We start from the raw sequence: 17725 nt of genomic DNA, 5'->3' as shown, positions 1-17725 counted from the left end.
CAGCAGGCGCGCCTTGCGCTCCGCTACCTCGCCGCCGCCGACCAGCAGCACGGGTTTGTTGTCGAGTCGGCAAAAGATGGGCAAGTAGTCCATGGGGCCTCCGGATCAGGCGGTTTGGGTCTGGTTGGCGGTGCTGGTGGTGTCGGTCACTGCCACCGGGCGCTCAGCCTTCGGGGTGGCATACCAGTAGCCGAGGCCCATAAAGAGGACGCCGGAGACGGTGTTGCCCAGGGTCACCCACAGCAGGTTGTGGCCGATGCCGCCCAGGGTGTAGGCCTCGGAGTGGGCACCAAACCAGGAGAGCGCGAACAGGGTCATGTTGGCGATGGAGTGCTCGTAGCCGGAGGCGATAAAGGCCAGCAGGCACCACCAGATGGCGATGAAGCGGGCGGCCCCTTCGGTGCGCAGCGCCATCCAGATGGCGAGGCAGACCAGCCAGTTGCAGAGGATCCCCTTCATAAACAGGGTCAGCGCCGGTGCCTGGGTTTTGGCCAGCGCCACCTTGTGGGCCAGACTGCCTGCGTCCGGCAGCAGGCTGCCGCCGTAGGAGTAGATCAGCGCCACCACGACGGAGCCAATCAGGTTGCCTGCCCAGGTCTGCGGCAGGATGCGCAGCAGGTCGGCCATGGTGATCTTGCCGCTCTTCACCCCGAAGGTGAGGAACATGGTGTGGCCGGTAAACAGCTCGGAGCCAGCGATGATCACCAGGGTCAGGGCGATGCCGAAGGTGGCCCCCATCACCAGCGGCCGGATGGCGGGATCCACCAGATTGCCCAGGGTGAAGATTAGGATGATGCCGAGGCCCACATAGGCCCCTGCCATGGCGGAGCTGAGCCAGAAGCCGAGCTTGTCGCTGCGCTCGAAGCGGTTGATGCGGGCCGCGTTGGCGGCGCACTTGTTGATGGTTTCCGTGTACATCTTGTGAGTCCTTGAAAGGGCTGCCCACAGGCAGCCCGAAAGAGAGTGAAATCGGCTTTAGACGGCGACCCAGACATGCTGGTCGCGCACTTCAACGGGGTAGCTCTGCAACGACATCTCAGGGTTGTCGAAACAGTGGCCGTCGCTCAGGCGAAAGCGCTGCTTCTTGAGCGGGCTGGCGACCCAGAGCTCGCCGTCGTGTTCGCAAATCAGGCCCCGCGACAGCACGTTGGCGGCGAAGAAGGGATCCCGGTTGTCGATGGCGAACACCTCGGCTGCCGCGCTCGGGCGGAACAGGGCGATCTGGCGACCTTCAATGAGTGCGCAGACACCAGTGCCCGGCAGGATGTCGTTGAGTTGGCAGGCAAGTTTCATTATTTGGTCTCCACCTCGATCTGGTAGACGGGGATGCGCTCGGCCGGAGTGGCCGGTCGATGCTGGTCGCGCTCGGCGACGAACTGAACGTCCGGATCGCGCTTGTCGCTGTTGATGAAGTGGCTGAAGCGCTTGAGCGCTTCCTCTTCATTGAGGGTGCGCGACCATTCGCACTCGTAGCTGTCGATAAGGCGTTGGATATCGCGCTCCAGCGTCTTGGCCAGCCCCAGCTTGTCGTCGACGATCACCTCGCGCAGGTAGTCGACGCCCCCTTCCAGATTGCCGAGCCAGACCGAGGTGCGCTGCAGTTTGTCGGCGCTGGTGACGTAGAACATCATAAAACGGTCTATCAACCGGACTAACGTCTCGCGGTCGAGGTCAGAAGCCAGCAGGTCGGCGTGGCGCGGCTTCATGCCGCCGTTGCCGCCCACATAGAGGTTCCAGCCCGCGTCGGTGGCGATGATGCCGACATCCTTGCCCTGGGCTTCTGCGCATTCACGGGTACAGCCGGAGACACCGAACTTCATCTTGTGCGGGGTGCGAATCCCCTTGTAGCGGTTCTCGAGGAAGACCCCGAGGCCGACGCTGTCCTGCACGCCGAAACGGCACCAGGTGCTGCCGACGCAGGTCTTGGCCATGCGCAGCGCCTTGGCGTAGGCCTGACCGGTCTCGAATCCGGCCGCCAGCAGTTTGCGCCAGATGGCGGGCAGATCATCCTTCTGGGCCCCGAACAGGCCGATGCGCTGGGCGCCGGTGATCTTGGTGTAGAGCTGGTAGTCGCGGGCCACTTCGGCCACCGCCAGCAGCCCTTCCGGGGTCACTTCGCCACCGGCCATGCGCGGGATGACGGAGTAGCTGCCGTCCTTCTGCATGTTGCCGAGGAAGATGTCGTTGGTGTCCTGCAGCGGGGTATTGCGCGGGCTCAGCACATGCTCGTTCCAGCAGGAGGCGAGGATGGAGCCGACGGTCGGTTTGCACACCTCGCAGCCATAGCCCTGACCATGCTTGGCCAGCAGCTCGTCGAAGCTCTTGATCCCCTCCACCTTGACCAGATGGAACAGCTCCTGACGGGAGTGGGGGAAGTGGGCGCAGAGGTGGTTGTTGACCTCGATGCCCTGCTTCACCAGCTCGGCGTTGAGCACCTGACTGATGAGCGGCACACAGCCGCCGCAGCCGGTTCCGGCCTTGGTGTGCTGCTTGATGGCGGCCAGGGTGGTGTGCCCCTCGGCCACCGCCTGAGCGATGTCGCCTTTGGATACGTCGAAGCAGGAGCAGATCTGGGCGCTCTCCGGCAGGGCATCCACCCCCAGCGTCGGCTTGGCACCGGCGTAGGCGGGCAGGATCAGGGTGTCCGGGTGGCTCGGCAGCGGCAGGGCGTTGAGCATCATCTGCAGCAGGTTGCCGTAATCTTCCACATCACCCACCAGCACGGCGCCGAGCAGGCGGCTGTTGTCCTCGCTCACCACGATCTTCTTGTAGACGCCAGCTTGGTCGTCCTGGAACACATAGCTGTGGCTGCCCGGGGTGCGGCCGTGGGCATCGCCGATGGAGCCGACGGAGACGCCGAGCAGCTTGAGCTTGGCGCTCATGTCCGCCCCCTCGAAACGGCTGTCGCCGCCGAGCAGATGGTCGACGGTGATCTGGGCCATCTTGTAGCCCGGCGCCACCAACCCGAAGAAGCGGCCCTGCCAGGCGGCGCACTCGCCGATGGCATAGATGTCGGGATCGGAGGTGAGGCAGTGATCGTCGATGACGATGCCACCGCGTTCGGCGATGGCGAGATCACCGTAGCGGCCCAAGGTATCTTGCGGGCGGATACCGGTGGAGAAGACCACCACATCCACCTCAAGCTGGCTGCCGTCGGCAAAGGCGAGGCGGTGCTTCGCCTGCTCACCGCCATGCATCAGGATCTCGCTGGTGCTCTTGCTGGTGTGTACCTGCACACCCATGGATTCAATCTTGCGGCGCAGCAGCTGGCCGCCCTGACCGTCGAGCTGCTCGGCCATCAGCACAGGAGCAAACTCCACCACGTGGGTCTCGAGACCCAGCGCCTTGAGGGCACCGGCGGCTTCGAGGCCAAGCAGACCGCCACCAATCACCACCCCGCTCTTGCCGCTCTTGGCGGCGCTGCGGATGGCTTTCAGATCCTCGATGGTGCGATAGACGAAGCACTCGTGGTGCTGGCTGCCCGCAATGGAGGGCACCCAGGGGTAGGAGCCGGTAGCCAGCACCAGCTTGTCATACCCGACCACAGTGCCCTTGTTGGAGTGCACTTCGCGGTTGGCCCTGTCGATTGTTTTCACCGCTTCGCCGAGCAGCAGGCGGATGCCGTGCTTGTCGTAGAAGCCGGGTTTGACGAGGGAGAGATCTTCACTGGTGTGATGGGAGAAGTAGGAGGAGAGATGGACGCGATCGTAGGCGGGACGGGGTTCTGCACCGAAGACGGTGATCTCGTAGCGGCCCGGGTCGGCCCGCTCGATCAGCTCTTCGATGAAGCGGTGCCCCACCATGCCGTTGCCCACAACGACCAGTCTGACTTTGCTCATGATTGCCTCTAGTTTGGAGTAATAAAACATCATTCTGGGGCTAGGCTACCCAGTCGGCAGGGGCGGGCAATTGATGCAAATCAAGTGTCTATTTATATATCTCGTCAGGGGTAATTCGATAAAATTCAAAGATATACAAAAATAGGTATACCAGTTGAGTGTTTTGGTGCTTGGTGCGATTGGGGAATAGAGAGAAGGGGGCTGGGACTTCAAATGCAAAACGCCCCCATTTCTGGAGGCGTTTTTTTGCAAACAGAACTGCGCTTACAGAATAAAGCGGCTCAGGTCCTCGTCTTCAATCAGCTTGCCGAGGTGGGCATTGACGTAATCGGTGTCGATGACAAAGGTCTCGCCGGACTTCTCGGAGGCGTCGTAGGAGATATCTTCCATCAGGCGCTCCATCACGGTGTGCAGGCGACGGGCACCGATATTCTCGGTACGCTCGTTGACCTGCCAGGCCGCTTCGGCCAGACGGCGGATGCCATCCTTGGTGAACTCGATGTTGACCCCTTCGGTGGCCATCAGCGCCTTGTACTGATCGGTCAGGGAGGCATTCGGTTCGGTCAGGATGCGCTCGAAGTCATCGGTGGTCAGGGCGGTCAGCTCGACCCGGATCGGCAGACGGCCCTGCAGCTCGGGGATGAGGTCAGACGGCTTGGCGATCTGGAAGGCGCCGGAGGCGACAAACAGGATGTGGTCGGTCTTGACCATGCCGTGCTTGGTGTTGACGGTGCAACCCTCAACCAGCGGCAGCAGGTCGCGCTGTACCCCTTCACGGGAGACATCGGGGCCGGAGCTCTCGCCGCGCTTGCAGATCTTGTCGATCTCGTCGAGGAAGACGATGCCGTTGTTCTCGACTGCGGCGATCGCTTTCTGCTTCAACTCTTCCGGATTGACCAGACGGGCCGCTTCCTCTTCGATCAGCGCCTTCATTGCCTCTTTGACCTTGATCTTGCGCTTCTTCTTCTGGTTCTGGCCCAGGTTCTGGAACAGCCCCTGCAACTGGTTGGCCATCTCTTCCATGCCCGGCGGGGTCATGATTTCGACGCCCATCGGGGAGGCGGAGAGCTCCAGCTCGATCTCTTTGTCATCCAGCTGACCTTCACGCAGTTTCTTGCGGAAGATCTGGCGGGTGTTGGAGTTGTCGGCTTTCTCTTCCTCACCCCAGGTGTTGCGCGGGTTGGGCAGCAGGGCGTCGAGGATGCGCTCTTCAGCGGCTTCCTCGGCGCGGTATTTCATCTTCTCCATCTCGGTTTCGCGCACCAGCTTGATGGCGGCATCGGTCAGATCGCGGATGATGCTGTCCACTTCCTTGCCGACATAGCCCACTTCGGTGAACTTGGTCGCTTCTACCTTGATGAAGGGGGCGTTGGCCAGCTTGGCCAGACGACGGGCGATCTCGGTCTTGCCGACACCGGTCGGGCCGATCATCAGGATGTTTTTCGGGGTCACTTCATGGCGCATCTCTTCGTTGAGCTGCATCCGGCGCCAGCGGTTGCGCAGGGCAACGGCAACGGCGCGCTTGGCATCGGCCTGACCAATGATGTGACGATCCAGCTCGTGGACGATTTCTCTCGGGGTCATCTCGGACATGATGGTGTTCCTGTATCCGGGGCGGGCAGGGCCCGCCCCTTGGAGAATGGGGTTTGGCTGGCGGCCTTATTTGGCGGCCTTATTTCGCCGAATAGTCCAGCACTTCAATGGTGTGGTTGCCATTGGTGAAGACGCAGATGTCGCCCGCAATCTTGAGGGACTTCTCGACAATGGTTCTGGCATCCAGCTCGGTGTTTTCCAGCAGCGCGATGGCGGCGGACTGGGCGAAGTTGCCGCCGCTGCCGATGGCGATGAGATCGTGCTCCGGCTGCACCACGTCACCGTTGCCGGTGATGATGAAGGATTTGTGTTCGTCGGCCACGGCCAGCAGCGCTTCGAGGCGGCGCAGGGCGCGATCGGTGCGCCAATCTTTGGCCAGCGCCACGGCGGCGCGCTCCAGATTACCCTGATGGGCCTGCAGTTTTGCTTCGAAACGCTCGAGCAGGGTGAAGGCGTCGGCGGTACCGCCAGCGAAACCGGCCAGCACCTTGCCGTTATAGAGACGATGAACCTTGCGGGCGTTGCCCTTCATGACGGTGTTGCCAAGAGAGACCTGGCCATCGCCACCGATGACGACCTGACCATTGCGGCGAACTGAAACTATGGTAGTCACTTTACTTACCTCGCTTGAGCCGAATGACGGCCTGACTGTGCATGGCATGAAAGATGGGGATGGCAAACTGGCTTTTCAACCCTGCCTTTTGTCGGGATAAACGGGGTGGGTGCGAGTGGCACCAAAAGAGCAGGGCCGGGTGTTGCCACCCGGCCCTGTGTCATCGGTAAGCGGATTACCCTTTCTTGGGAATGCAGCCGCTGATGCCGGAGCTCTGCAGCTTGCTGTTGGCCGCATCGGCGGCCGCCTTGCCGTTGAAGGGGCCGACCATCACCTTGTAGACGGTGCCGTTGGCGCCATTGATCACCTGCAGGCTGGAAGAGAGACCGGCGGTGAAGGCGATACGTGCCTTGAGCGACTCCGCAGAATCCTGCGAGCGCAGGGCGGCACACTGCATCATATAGCGACCGCTGTCAGCGGCTGCGGTTTGGGCAGGCGGGGTGGCCGCTTTGGTCTTGGCCGCTTCGGCGCGCTCCCGTTCCAGCTCGGCGCGGATCTCCCGCTCCATCCGCTCCCGATCGGCCTTGCGGTCGATCTCCTGCTCTTGCGCATTGGCAACCGGTGCACCCGAGGTGGAGGGGGTGGTCGCCGGATTGGGCTGATAGGGCTTGGGCTGGCCGATGGGCGTTCCCGGTTGGGGAATGTCGGTCGGCACCGGCTGCGGCAGTTTTTCCGGCTGCAGGGTCATGGTATCTGCCGGTGGTGGCGGCAGTACGCCCGGCTGGGTCGGCGGCTCTATGATATCGACCTGCTTGTTCTCAAGCCGTTCGATGTAGCTCCACTTCTCCTGAGGCAGCCCGTTATTCTGCGCTTTTGGCTTGTTGGCCTTTACCTGCTCTTCAATGGTGGGGGCGTCGTTGCCCTTGCCATTGATCATGTAAAGGAAGCCACCAAAGCCTGCCAGCAGTGCCACGACCAGCAGCACTGGAATAACAGGAAAGCGGCGAGGGGCCGCTTTCTTGGTATTGCGGCCACCCGCCCGACGTCGCGGGCGGCTGCCGACATAATCCCGGGTTGCCATCTATTACATGCGCTCCAGGGTATGGATGCCCAGTACGCCGAGGCCCAGTTTCAGCACCTTGGCGGTGGCGGCGCACAGCAGCAGACGGCTCTGACGGGTCGCTTCGTCCACGCCATCCTTGTTGATCGGGCAGGCTTCATAGAAGGTCATGAAGTTGCCGGACAACTCGTACAGGTAGGTACAGAGCAGGTGCGGCATGCCTTTGTCAGCCACGCCATTGACCGCGTCGGAGAACTGGATCAGCTTCTGGGCCAGCACCTCTTCGGCCTCTTCGTTCAGGGTCACGTTGCCGGTCAGCGTCTCGGCATCGATATTGGCCTTGCGGAAGATGGACTGGATACGGGTGTAGGCATACTGCAGGTAAGGAGCAGTGTTGCCTTCAAAGGAGAGCATCATGTCCCAGTCGAAGATGTAGTCGGTGGTGCGGTTCTTGGAGAGATCCGCATACTTCACCGCGCCCATGGCGATGGCGTTGACCACGTTGGCCTTCTCTTCGGCGGAGAGGTCGCTGTTGCGGCTCTCCAGCAGGGCGGCGGCGCGCTCTTCGGCCTCGTTCAGCAGATCAACCAGCTTGACGGTGCCACCGGAGCGGGTCTTGTAGGGACGGCCATCCTTGCCCAGCATCATGCCGAAGGCGTGGTGCTCGAGCGGGACGGATTCCGGCACATAGCCCGCTTTGCGGGTGATGGTCCAGGCCTGCATCAGGTGCTGGTGCTGACGGGAGTCGATGAAGTACATGACACGGTCGGCGCCCAGGGTTTCATAACGGTATTTGGCACAGGCGATGTCGGTGGTGGTGTAGAGGAAACCGCCATCGCTCTTCTGGATGATGACGCCCATGGCCTCGCCATCCTTGTTCTTGAACTCGTCCAGGAAGACAACGGTGGCGCCTTCGCTCTCGACCGCCAGCCCCTTGGCTTTCAGGTCGGCCACGATCTCCGGCAGCATGTCGTTGTACATGGACTCGCCCATGATGTCCTTGTTGGTCAGGGAGACATTCAGGCGGTCGTAGTTGATCTGGTTCTGTTCCATGGTCATGTCGACCAGCTTCTTCCACATGGTGCGGCAGTACTCATCGCCGCCCTGCAGCTTGACCACGTAGTTACGGGCGCGCTCGGCGAAGGCTTCGTCTTCGTCGTAGCAACGCTTGGCCTGGGTGTAGAAGGCTTCCAGATCCTTGAGCGCCATGTCGCTGGCGTGCTCGTTGGACATCTTCTCCAGATAGGCGATCAGCATGCCGAACTGGGTACCCCAGTCGCCGATGTGGTTGGCACGCACCACCTTGTGGCCGAGGAACTCCAGCGCACGCGCAGCCACGTCACCGAGTACGGTGGAGCGGATGTGGTGCACCGCCATCTCTTTGGCCACGTTGGGGGCGGAGTAGTCCACCACCACGGTTTGTGGCGCGGGCAACTTCACGTTGGCGTTGGCAGAGGTCACCATGGCCTCGACCTGACCGGCCAGCCAGCGCTGGTCGAAGAAGAAGTTGATGAAGCCGGGACCGGCGATCTCGACCTTGGCGATCAGGTCGGAGGCGGGCAGGTGCTCGATGATGGCCGCTGCCAGCTCACGGGGATTCTTGCGGGCCGGTTTGGCCAGCAGCATGGCCAGGTTGGTAGCCAGGTCGCCGTGAGCTTTTTCCTTGCATCGGTCTACTTGCACGCGGGCTTCCAGGTCCGCCGGCAGGACGCCTGCTGACTTGAGATTGGCTACCGTTTGTTCAAGTAGATGATGAATATGCTCTTTCATAACTGACCACCAAGGTTGCGCGTCGAAAAATGACTGATATATAAGGGCGTGAATTTTACCCGCATCGGCCCGAGAAAACTATAGGGATGACCCGCCGCTCGCTGTCGGGCGGATATTTCACTGCTTTTGGCGCCAATATCCGGAAGATTGACCGTAATTTGGTGCTTATCCATTTCTACTGCATATCGAAGCGCCTTGTCCAGGCTATTTTCCCCTGATTGTTAAGGGGTTTTTCCCTTTCCGGAAGAGGGTAATGATCTCGTCCCGTTGACTGCCCGTATCAACAGAGGCCCCCAACCGAGGAGTTTGCGATGCGACTGGCGCTGTTTCCCCTATCTGCCCACCTGCTGCCCGGCGGCATCATGCCGCTGCGGATCTTCGAACCGAGATACCAGCGGATGATCGCCGAGGCGGGGGAGTCCGGCTTTGCCCTCTGCATGGTGGACCCTCGCCAGCCCGATGCCCTGCGCAACATGCTGCCCATCGCCACCCGGGTCACCATCATCGATTTCGACCGGCTGCCGGACGGCATGCTGGGGATCACGGTGCAGGGGATGGAGCGGGTGCAGATAGAGGATCTGTGGCAAGAGCAGGATGGCCTGCGTATCGGCGACGTGACGCCGCTGACGGCCTGGCCGCCCCGGCGGCTCCATCCCGATCAGCTGCCGCTGGTCGATGCGCTGCGGGAGGTGTTTGCCGACTATCCCGACTATGCCGCCCTTTATCCCGAGCCCCGCTGGGATGATGGCAACTGGGTGGCGCAGCGCTGGCTGGAGGTGCTGCCGATCCCCCCCGAACAGAAGCAGTTGCTGCTGGCCGCCGCCGACAATCAGCCCGCCATGGCCCTGCTCAAGGGGGTGCTGGTGGCCAGCCACTGATTTTTTCTGATCCGCTGATCCGCCACAGTCGCAGGGCCGTACCAGTCATCACCACAGCACGTTCGACAGCACACCAAAGGGATGGCGCAATGGCATATACTGGCCAACCACACTCGACCATACGCAGGACCTCGCCCGTGATGGATAACCCGGATGGCGATCTCAAATCTCTGCTGATCAGGGTGGCAGAGCAGGCCGACAAGGCTGCGTTTGCCCGCCTGTTCCAGCACTTCGCGCCGCGCATTCGCAGCTACGGTCTGCGCCACCTCGGCAGCGAGGCCAACGCCATGGAACTGGTGCAGGAGACCATGCTGCTGGTGTGGCAGAAGGCGCGCCTCTACCACCCCGAGAAGGGGGCCCCGACTACCTGGATCTATACCGTGATGCGCAACCAGTGCTTCGACATGCTGCGTCGTCGTCGTGCCAGCAAGGAGGATCTCTGTGCCGAGGAGCTGTGGCCGGTGCTGGAGTTTCAGGCCGAAGAGGAGCACCTGAGCGGGGGGGAAGATGCGGTGCTGACCCGTCAGATGGCCCACTATCTGGGCACGCTGCCGGAGCCGCAACAGCAGGTGGTGCGCGGCATCTATCTGCAGGAGTTTTCCCAGCAGGAGCTGGCGGAGCGACTCGGCGTGCCGCTCGGTACCATCAAGTCCCGCCTCAGACTGGCGTTACAGAAACTGAAAGAGCAAGTGGAGCAAGGCCATGATTAAAGCCCATCCGACCGACCCTATGCTGCGCGCCTTCGCCGCCGACGAGCTCCCTCTGCCGCTGGCGGTGGGGCTCTCCGCCCACTGTGAACTCTGCCCCGATTGCGCTGCCCGACTGAAAACATTCGAAGAGGAGCTGGCGCAGCAGCATCTTGCCTCGCCCGCAGAGCCCGAGCTGGCCTCCCGCGATGACGTGGCGCTGGACGCCGGATTTGACGCCATGCTGGCGGATATTCTGGCCCAGCCGCTGGCAGAGCCCCTCTCCGAGCCAACACATGATCAGCCTCGAGCCCAGCCCGGCGAGTTGGAGGTGGCCGGTCACGCCTATCGTTTGCCACGGGTGCTGGCCCGCTACCGCTCGCCCAAGTGGCGCCATATCGGGGCCATTCGCCAGCAGAGTCTGCCGCTGGATGAGATGGGCGCGCGCGCCAGCCTGCTCCATATCGAGGCCGGTGGTCGCATCCCCGAGCACACCCATCAGGGTTATGAGCTGACCCTGCTACTGGCGGGCACTATCGAGGATGGGGATACCCGTTACAAGGCGGGAGATTTTATCTGGCGCGATGCCAGCCACTCCCACAGCCCGCATACGCCGGACGGTTGCCTCTGCTACACGGTGCAGGATGCGCCGGTGCAGTTCACCAAGGGGCTGTCGCGGCTGCTCAACGGCATCAGCCAGCACCTCTACTGAACGGTGTGAGCCAATAGAAAAGGGACCAAGCTGGTCCCTTTTGTCATTTCATGGCTGGCTGCCGGTCAGGCGACAAACACCAGATAGACGGCGAACGCCACGATAAAGCGGTAGATGGCGAACGGGATGAAGTCGAGACGACGGATCAGCGCCAGGAAGGTCTTGATGGCGACCATGGCCACCACGAAGGCGGTGATAAAGCCCACCGCAAACATCGGGAAGTCGGCCATGGAGAGGAAGTCGCGGCTCTTGTAGAGATCCAGCGTGCTGGCCGCCATCATCATCGGTACCGCCATGATGAAGGAGAACTCGGCGGCTGCGTGACGGCTGATCCCCATCAGCATGCCGCCGCTGATGGTGGCGCCGGAGCGGGAGAAACCGGGCCACAGCGCCAGACACTGGAACAGGCCGATGCCGAACGCCTGCTTGTAGCTGATGTCATCCAGGGTTTCGGCGGTGACGGCAGGGCGGAACTTCTCGGCGATGATCAGCAGTATGCCCCCCGCAACCAGCGCGTACATTACTGTCTCCGGCCCAAACAGGTTGGCCTTGATCCAGCTGTGCACGGCGAGGCCGACCACGATGGCGGGCATCATACCGAGGATGATATGCACCAGCGACAGGGTGGCGTGATCCTGAGACGGCTTCTGGCCAAAGTGGATGCCAATCAGACCGAACAGGCGGCGCCAGAAGACGGCAACCACGGCGAGGATGGAGCCAAGCTGGATCACCACTTCGAAGGTGGCAGCCTTGGGCCCTTCAAAGCCAAGCAGATGGCCGACGATAATCATGTGGCCGGTGGAGGATACGGGGAGGAACTCGGTCAGCCCCTCGACGACGCCCAGAATAAAGGCGACCAGCAGGCTATAAGTGTCAGTCATCGAACAGAATCCTTGCTACGTGGATGCAAAAAAGCCCCGACAGAGAATTCGGGGCGGCTTATCTTGCTCGATTGTGACTGATGAGGCTATGTAAAAATCGTGAAACCTTTAAGTCAGTCGCGGATAAAACGGTAGCGGGTCTGGTGGTGATATTGCTGGCCCGGCAGCAGCCAGGGGTTGCCCAGCTCGGGTCGATTGGGGCTGTCCGGCAGCTGTTGCGCCTCAAGACAGAAGCCGTCGTGATCCCGGTGCGGCTGGCCGCTGCGGTTCGGGGTGTTGGCCAGCCAGTTGCCGGTATAAAACTGCAGCGAAGGCTGGTTGGTGTAGACCTCCATCGCCAGCTGCCTGTCTCCCGATACCACCCGGGCCGCCCACTCCTGTGCCGGGCCGTTGAGCAGAAACGCGTGATCGTACCCCTTGGCCTGTTGCTGCTGGGGATGGCTCAGCCAATCCTGCCCGACAAGACGCTTGTGGCGCAGATCGAACGGCCCTTCCACCGGGGTGATGGCGATCGGCAATCCGCTCGGGTCGGTGGGCAGGAAGTGGTCGGCATTGATGCTGATGAGGTGGTCATGCACATCGCCGCCGTCCGGGTTCTCATCGAGATTGAAGTAGGCGTGGCTGGTGAGGCTGACCGGGGTCGCTGCATCCGTGCTGGCCATAAAATCGACCACCAGATCGCTCTGCTCCAGCCGGTACTCCAGGGTTACCCGCAGATTGCCGGGAAAGCCCTGCTCACCCGCCCGGGAGAGCAATGTCAGCCTGACCCGATCCGCTTCCAGCTCCTTGATCTGCCAGCGCTGGCGATGAAAGCCCGCCTGCCCGCCATGCAGGCAGTTGGGTGCCTGATTGGCATTCAGCGGCCAGCGCTGCCCATCACGCACCAGCTCGGCGCCGCCAATGCGGTTGGCAAAGCGCCCTGCCACCGCACCCAGCCACACCTGCTGGGTGGGATAGGCGTCGTCGGCACAGCCCAGCAGCACTTCACGGCGCTGGCCAGCCACCGGCAGGGTGAGGGAGGTGAGGGTTGCGCCAAAATCGAGGCCGCGCAGCCGCAGCCCCTCCTCATTTTCCAGCTCGAATGGGGTCATGGCGCTGCTCATAACTTGCCTGCACCGGCGCTGGCGGAGCAGACGTAGCAGTCGGCCTTGAGGCCGGAGAGGGCCGGATACTCTGCCTCGACCGCAGCGATCACCTCGGCCACCTTCTCCGGGCGCAGCAGGGCGACCACGCAGCCGCCGAAGCCGCCACCAGTCATCCGCACGCCGCCATCGGTGCCGATCCTGGCCTTGATGATCTCCACCAGACCGTCGATGGCGGGCACGGTGATCTCGAAGTCGTCGCGCATGGCGGCGTGAGATTCGGCCATCAGCTCGCCGAGGCGGGTCAGGTCGTGGCTGGCCAGCGCATCGGCCGCCGCCAGAGTGCGGGCGTTTTCACCGACGATGTGGCGGGCGCGGCGGTAGCAGGCCTCATCCAGCCCGGCTTTGCCCGCTTCCAGACCGGCCAGATCGAGGTCGCGCAGTGCCTTGACCCCGTAGTGACGGGCGGCGGTTTCGCACTGTTGGCGACGGGTGTTGTATTCGCTGTCCACCAGACCGCGGCGCACATTGGAGTTGACGATCAGCACCGCCAGCTCCGCCGGCATGGGGATGAGGCGGGTCTCCAGCGAGCGGCAGTCGAGCAGCAGGGCGTGGTCGCTCTTGCCGCTGGCGGAGATCATCTGATCCATGATGCCGCAGTTGCAGCCGACGAACTTGTTCTCCGCCTGCTGGCCATTGAGGGCGATCTCGGCCTGGCTGATGTCGAGCCCCAGCGCCTCTTTGAAGGCCTGGCCGATGGCCACTTCCAGCGAGGCGGAGGAGGAGAGACCAGCACCCTGCGGCACGTTGCCGGAGACCACCAGATCGAGGCCGCGCAGGGCATAACCACGTTCTTGCAGATACTTCACCACGCCGCGGATGTAGTCGCTCCAGCGCTGGTCGGCGTGGTGCGCGATGGGCTGGTCGAGGTCGAACTGGTCGCGCTGATTGTCGTAGTCGGCGGCGATCACCTGTACTTGCTGGTCATCGCGCAGGCCGATGGCGACGCAGGTCTCGTAGTCGATGGCGCAGGGCAGCACGAAACCGTCGTTGTAGTCCGTATGTTCACCGATGAGGTTGACGCGACCGGGGGCGCGCACCAGCAGATCGGGCGCTTTGGCAAATTGCTCGGCAAAAACGGTGCTGACGCGTTGGCTGGGGGTCATAGGGCCTCCTCATTGGTGTGGCTGGTCTGGTTGTAGTGAATGGGGCTCAGGGCACGCAGCCGTTCGGCAGCCTGCTCCGGGGTAAGGTCGCGCTGGGTCTCGGCCAGCATCTCGAAGCCCACCATGAATTTGCGCACGGTGGCGGAGCGCAGCAGGGGCGGATAGAAGTGGGCATGCAGTTGCCACGCCTCGGGGCACTCCGACTTGGGCGGTGCAAAATGCCAGCCCATGGAGTAGGGGAAGCTGCACTCGAACAGGTTGTCGTAGCGGCTGGTGAGCTCCTTGAGCGCCACCGCCAGATCCTGCTGCTGGGCCTTGGTCAGGTTGAGCATGGAGGGGACGTGCGCCTTGGGCAGCAGCAGGGTTTCGAACGGCCAGGCGGCCCAGAAGGGGACCACGGCGAGCCAGTGTTCGGTCTCCACTACGATGCGCGAGCGATCCGCCAGCTCCCGCCCCACATATTCGAGCAGCATGGGGCGGCCATGCTCGGCCAGCCAGTCGCGCTGGTGCTGCTCTTCGCGGGCGATCTCGTTGGGCAGGAAGTCGCTGCCCCAGATCTGGCCGTGGGGGTGCGGATTGGAGCAGCCCATGACGGCCCCTTTGTTTTCAAAGACCTGCACCCACTCCCACTGGGCCGACAGCTCGGCGACCTGATCCATCCAAGTGGTGATCACCCCTTCGATGGCGGGCAGCGGCAGTTCGGGCAGGGTCTTGCCGTGATCCGGCGAGAAGCAGATGACCCGGCTGGTGCCGCGGGCGGCCTCCAGCTTCAGCAGGGGGTCGCCTGCGTTGTCGGCGGCCGGGGTATCCTGCATCAGGGCGGCGAAGTCGTTGGTAAAAACGAAGGTGCCCTTGTAGTCGGGGTTGATGTCACCGGTGACCCGGGTGTTGCCCGCGCAGAGGAAGCAGTCGGGATCGTGGGCCTGTTTGGGGGCCTGACTCACCTTCTCCACCTGTCCCTGCCAGGGGCGTTTGGCCCGGTGGGGGGAGACCAGCACATACTGGCCGGTCAGCGGGTTGAAGCGGCGATGGGGATGATCGACGGGGTTGAACATCATCTCTCCTGAATAAGATATTGAAAAATAAAGTCATTTATTAACGGGGAGCAGGCGGGCCTACTCCTCGTAACCGTTCGGGTTGGCGGATTGCCAGCGCCAGCTGTCGGCGCACATGGCGTCGATATCCCGGATCGCCTGCCAGCCCAGTTCGCGCTCTGCCTTGGTCGGATCGGCCCAGCAGGCGGCGATGTCGCCGGGGCGACGTGGTTCGATGCGAAACGGCAGCGGCTTGCCACAGGCATTGGAGAAAGCGGCGACCAGCTGCAACACGCTCTGGCCCTGACCGGTGCCCAGGTTGTAGGTGTGCACGGCACCCTTGTTGGCGCAGTGTTGCAGTGCCTTGACGTGTCCCTCGGCGAGATCCATCACGTGGATGTAGTCGCGTACGCCGGTGCCATCCATAGTGGGGTAATCGTTTCCAAAGACCGAGAGGCAGTCGCGACGGCCAATGGCTACTTGAGTGATATAGGGCATCAGGTTGTTGGGGATGCCCTGCGGGTCTTCCCCCATGGTGCCCGATTCGTGGGCGCCGACCGGATTGAAGTAGCGCAGCAGGGTCATGCTCCAGTGGGACTCAGCCAGTTGCAGATCTTCGAGGATCTCCTCGATGATCAGCTTGGATCGTCCGTAGGGGTTGGTGGCGCTGCGGGGGAAATCCTCGCGGATCGGCAGGCTGGCCGGATCGCCGTAGACGGTGGCCGAGGAGCTGAATACCAGATTGTGCACCCCGGCCCGTTTCATCGCCTGCAACAGGGTGAGGGTGCCGCCGAGGTTGTTCTCGTAGTAATCCAGCGGAATGCGGGTCGATTCACCGACCGCTTTCAGGGCGGCAAAGTGGATCACTGCGTCGATCTGCTGCTCGGCGAAGATCCGGTCCAGCAGGGCGGCATCGCGAATATCCCCTTGATAGAACACGGGTTGCTGGCCGCTGATGGCGGCGATTCGCGCCAGCACGCTGCGTTTGCTGTTGCCGAGGTTGTCGACTACCACGGGATTCATGCCTGCCGCTTGCAGGGCCAGACAGGTGTGGCTGCCGATATATCCGCAACCGCCGGTGACCAGAACGTTCATCTTGCTCTCCACTGAAAAAGTGTCTGGAAGGAGTCTAGCCGAGGGTGTGGTGGCCAAACTGTGAGCTCGCTTGCAAAACAGTGTAAACGATTACACTGTTTTGTGATCATCGTGACAGCAGATATTCTCTTAAACCCTGTTTTCAATAGGTTTGCTGGGTATAATGGTGCTCTATTGCACAGTGAAATAAGTGAAAACAGCATGAGCACCATCAAGGATGTCGCCCGTTTGGCCAATGTATCGGTGGCAACGGTTTCACGGGTGATGAACAACTCCCCCAAGGCCAGCGCTGCGTCTCGCGAAGTGGTGCAGAAAGCCATGGCCGAACTGGGCTACACCCCCAACGCCAACGCGCGGGCACTGGTCAGCCAGACCTGTGACACCATGGGGGTGGTGGTGGGTGACGTGGCCGATCCCTTCTTCGGTGCCCTGGTGAAGGGGGTCTCGGGCGTAGCCGTCGAGCAGAACCTCCACCTGCTGATGGGTAACGGTTTTCACAAGGCGCGGCAGGAGCGCGAAGCGATCGAGCTGCTGATCGGCAAGCGCTGCGAGGCGCTGGTGGTGCACAGCAAGGCGTTGAGTGACGAGGAGCTTTGCGATTACGCCATGCGGGTGCCCGGCATGGTGCTGATCAACCGCGATATTGCTGCTCTCAAGGGGCGCTGTATCGCCCTCAATAACCGGCTGGGGGCGGCTACGGCGACCCGTCATCTGATCGATCTTGGCCATCGCCACATCGCCTTTATCAGCTCTGATCACGCCATCGAGGATGCCACCTTGCGCCTGCAGGGCTATCAGGATGGGCTGATGGAGGCGGGTCTGGCCGCCGATCCCGAGCTTATCGAGAGCGGTACGCCGAACGAGGAGGGGGGCGAGCGCGCCATGCTCAACCTGCTGGCCAAGGGGCTCAAGGTGACCGCGGTGGTGGCCTATAACGATGCCATGGCGGCCGGTGCCATCTCGGTGCTGGCGGACAACGGCCTGCGGGTGCCGGAGGAGGTCTCGGTGGTGGGCTTCGATGACATCATCTATGCCAGATACCTGAGGCCCAAGCTCTCCACCATGCGCTATCCCATCGAGCTGATGGCGGCCCAGGCGGCCAAGCTGGCCATTCAGCTGGCGGCGGGTGAGAGTGAAGCGACCCAGAGCCGGATCTACACCCCCACCCTGATCAATCGCCACTCGGTGGCACCGGTTCGGGCCGGATAGCCCCCTTTTGCGGCCCTGTTCGGGGCCGTTTCTTGCACAGTTATTGTTTTACCTATTTTTAATCATTTTTACTCCGCTTTACTTAACAAAATCAGTGTAATCGTTTACATCTGTGTGAGCGAGATCGCCGTTCCCTGCGTCATACTTCTCTAGACTGAATACGTTTT

At 62.2% G+C, this 17725-nt stretch carries 18 protein-coding genes; 4 read left to right on the top strand and 14 right to left on the bottom strand.

The window, feature by feature from the left end:
• The 9 genes from LD28_RS22170 to LD28_RS22910 all read right to left on the bottom strand — a co-directional run.
• Positions 1–93 (bottom strand): NAD(P)-dependent oxidoreductase (locus LD28_RS22170; RefSeq protein WP_156120137.1); only part of this gene is annotated, 93 nt, incomplete at its 3' end.
• A gap of 12 nt (positions 94–105) precedes the next feature.
• A complete protein-coding gene (nirC, locus tag LD28_RS0107470; RefSeq protein WP_033136358.1) occupies positions 106–918 on the bottom strand; it encodes a nitrite transporter NirC in 813 nt (270 codons plus the stop codon).
• Between the two features lie 57 nt (positions 919–975).
• Positions 976–1293, bottom strand: coding sequence for a nitrite reductase small subunit NirD (nirD, locus tag LD28_RS0107465; protein ID WP_033136357.1), 318 nt, complete (start codon positions 1291–1293; stop codon positions 976–978).
• A complete protein-coding gene (nirB, locus tag LD28_RS0107460; RefSeq protein WP_033136356.1) occupies positions 1293–3839 on the bottom strand; it encodes a nitrite reductase large subunit NirB in 2547 nt (848 codons plus the stop codon). Before nirB ends, nirD begins: the two co-directional genes overlap by 1 nt.
• Positions 3840–4103: 264 nt before the next feature.
• On the bottom strand, positions 4104–5432 hold the full coding sequence (hslU, locus tag LD28_RS0107455) for an HslU--HslV peptidase ATPase subunit (protein WP_033136355.1): 1329 nt from the start codon (positions 5430–5432) through the stop codon (positions 4104–4106).
• A 79-nt stretch (positions 5433–5511) separates the two neighbouring features.
• Entirely contained in the window at positions 5512–6045 is a 534-nt protein-coding gene (gene hslV / locus LD28_RS0107450) for an ATP-dependent protease subunit HslV (protein ID WP_005340772.1), read from the bottom strand.
• Between the two features lie 175 nt (positions 6046–6220).
• A complete protein-coding gene (locus LD28_RS0107445) occupies positions 6221–7066 on the bottom strand; it encodes an SPOR domain-containing protein (RefSeq protein WP_033136354.1) in 846 nt (281 codons plus the stop codon).
• Positions 7067–7069: 3 nt separating this feature from the next.
• Positions 7070–8815, bottom strand: a complete 1746-nt coding sequence (argS, locus tag LD28_RS0107440) for an arginine--tRNA ligase (protein WP_033136353.1) — start codon at positions 8813–8815, stop codon at positions 7070–7072.
• Entirely contained in the window at positions 8812–8988 is a 177-nt protein-coding gene (locus tag LD28_RS22910; protein ID WP_156120135.1) for a hypothetical protein, read from the bottom strand. The genes argS and LD28_RS22910 overlap by 4 nt, the downstream gene beginning before the upstream one ends.
• Positions 8989–9126: 138 nt before the next feature.
• Here LD28_RS22910 and LD28_RS0107435 point away from each other — a divergent pair, with 138 nt between their 5' ends.
• The 3 genes from LD28_RS0107435 to LD28_RS0107425 all read left to right on the top strand — a co-directional run bounded on the left by LD28_RS0107435 (position 9127) and on the right by LD28_RS0107425 (position 11091).
• Complete coding sequence (locus LD28_RS0107435) at positions 9127–9693, top strand: LON peptidase substrate-binding domain-containing protein (RefSeq protein WP_033136352.1); 567 nt, start codon at positions 9127–9129, stop codon at positions 9691–9693.
• A gap of 140 nt (positions 9694–9833) precedes the next feature.
• Positions 9834–10403, top strand: a complete 570-nt coding sequence (locus tag LD28_RS0107430; RefSeq protein WP_005355542.1) for a sigma-70 family RNA polymerase sigma factor — start codon at positions 9834–9836, stop codon at positions 10401–10403.
• Positions 10396–11091, top strand: a complete 696-nt coding sequence (locus LD28_RS0107425) for a ChrR family anti-sigma-E factor (RefSeq protein WP_033136351.1) — start codon at positions 10396–10398, stop codon at positions 11089–11091. Before LD28_RS0107430 ends, LD28_RS0107425 begins: the two co-directional genes overlap by 8 nt.
• Before the next feature lie 65 nt (positions 11092–11156).
• On the opposite strand, the gene bacA is transcribed toward LD28_RS0107425, so the two are convergent.
• From bacA to galE, 5 genes are all read right to left on the bottom strand, one after another.
• The gene (gene bacA / locus LD28_RS0107420; RefSeq protein WP_033136350.1) at positions 11157–11972 is read right to left on the bottom strand and encodes an undecaprenyl-diphosphate phosphatase; all 816 of its coding nucleotides are present in this window, start codon (positions 11970–11972) and stop codon (positions 11157–11159) included.
• A gap of 113 nt (positions 11973–12085) precedes the next feature.
• The gene (gene galM / locus LD28_RS0107415; RefSeq protein ID WP_033136349.1) at positions 12086–13075 is read right to left on the bottom strand and encodes a galactose-1-epimerase; all 990 of its coding nucleotides are present in this window, start codon (positions 13073–13075) and stop codon (positions 12086–12088) included.
• A complete protein-coding gene (galK, locus tag LD28_RS0107410) occupies positions 13072–14220 on the bottom strand; it encodes a galactokinase (RefSeq protein ID WP_033136348.1) in 1149 nt (382 codons plus the stop codon). Before galK ends, galM begins: the two co-directional genes overlap by 4 nt.
• Positions 14217–15275, bottom strand: a complete 1059-nt coding sequence (locus tag LD28_RS0107405; RefSeq protein WP_033136347.1) for a UDP-glucose--hexose-1-phosphate uridylyltransferase — start codon at positions 15273–15275, stop codon at positions 14217–14219. The genes galK and LD28_RS0107405 overlap by 4 nt, the downstream gene beginning before the upstream one ends.
• 60 nt (positions 15276–15335) lie before the next feature.
• Complete coding sequence (gene galE, locus LD28_RS0107400) at positions 15336–16349, bottom strand: UDP-glucose 4-epimerase GalE (protein ID WP_033136346.1); 1014 nt, start codon at positions 16347–16349, stop codon at positions 15336–15338.
• A 201-nt stretch (positions 16350–16550) separates the two neighbouring features.
• On the opposite strand from galE, the gene LD28_RS0107395 reads away from it, so the two are divergent.
• Entirely contained in the window at positions 16551–17558 is a 1008-nt protein-coding gene (locus LD28_RS0107395; RefSeq protein WP_033136345.1) for a substrate-binding domain-containing protein, read from the top strand.
• Positions 17559–17725: the final 167 nt, after the last annotated feature.

Source organism: Aeromonas finlandensis (assembly GCF_000764645.1).
Classification (GTDB): Bacteria; Pseudomonadota; Gammaproteobacteria; order Enterobacterales; family Aeromonadaceae; genus Aeromonas; species Aeromonas finlandensis.
This window is presented reverse-complemented; position numbering and strand designations above follow the sequence as displayed.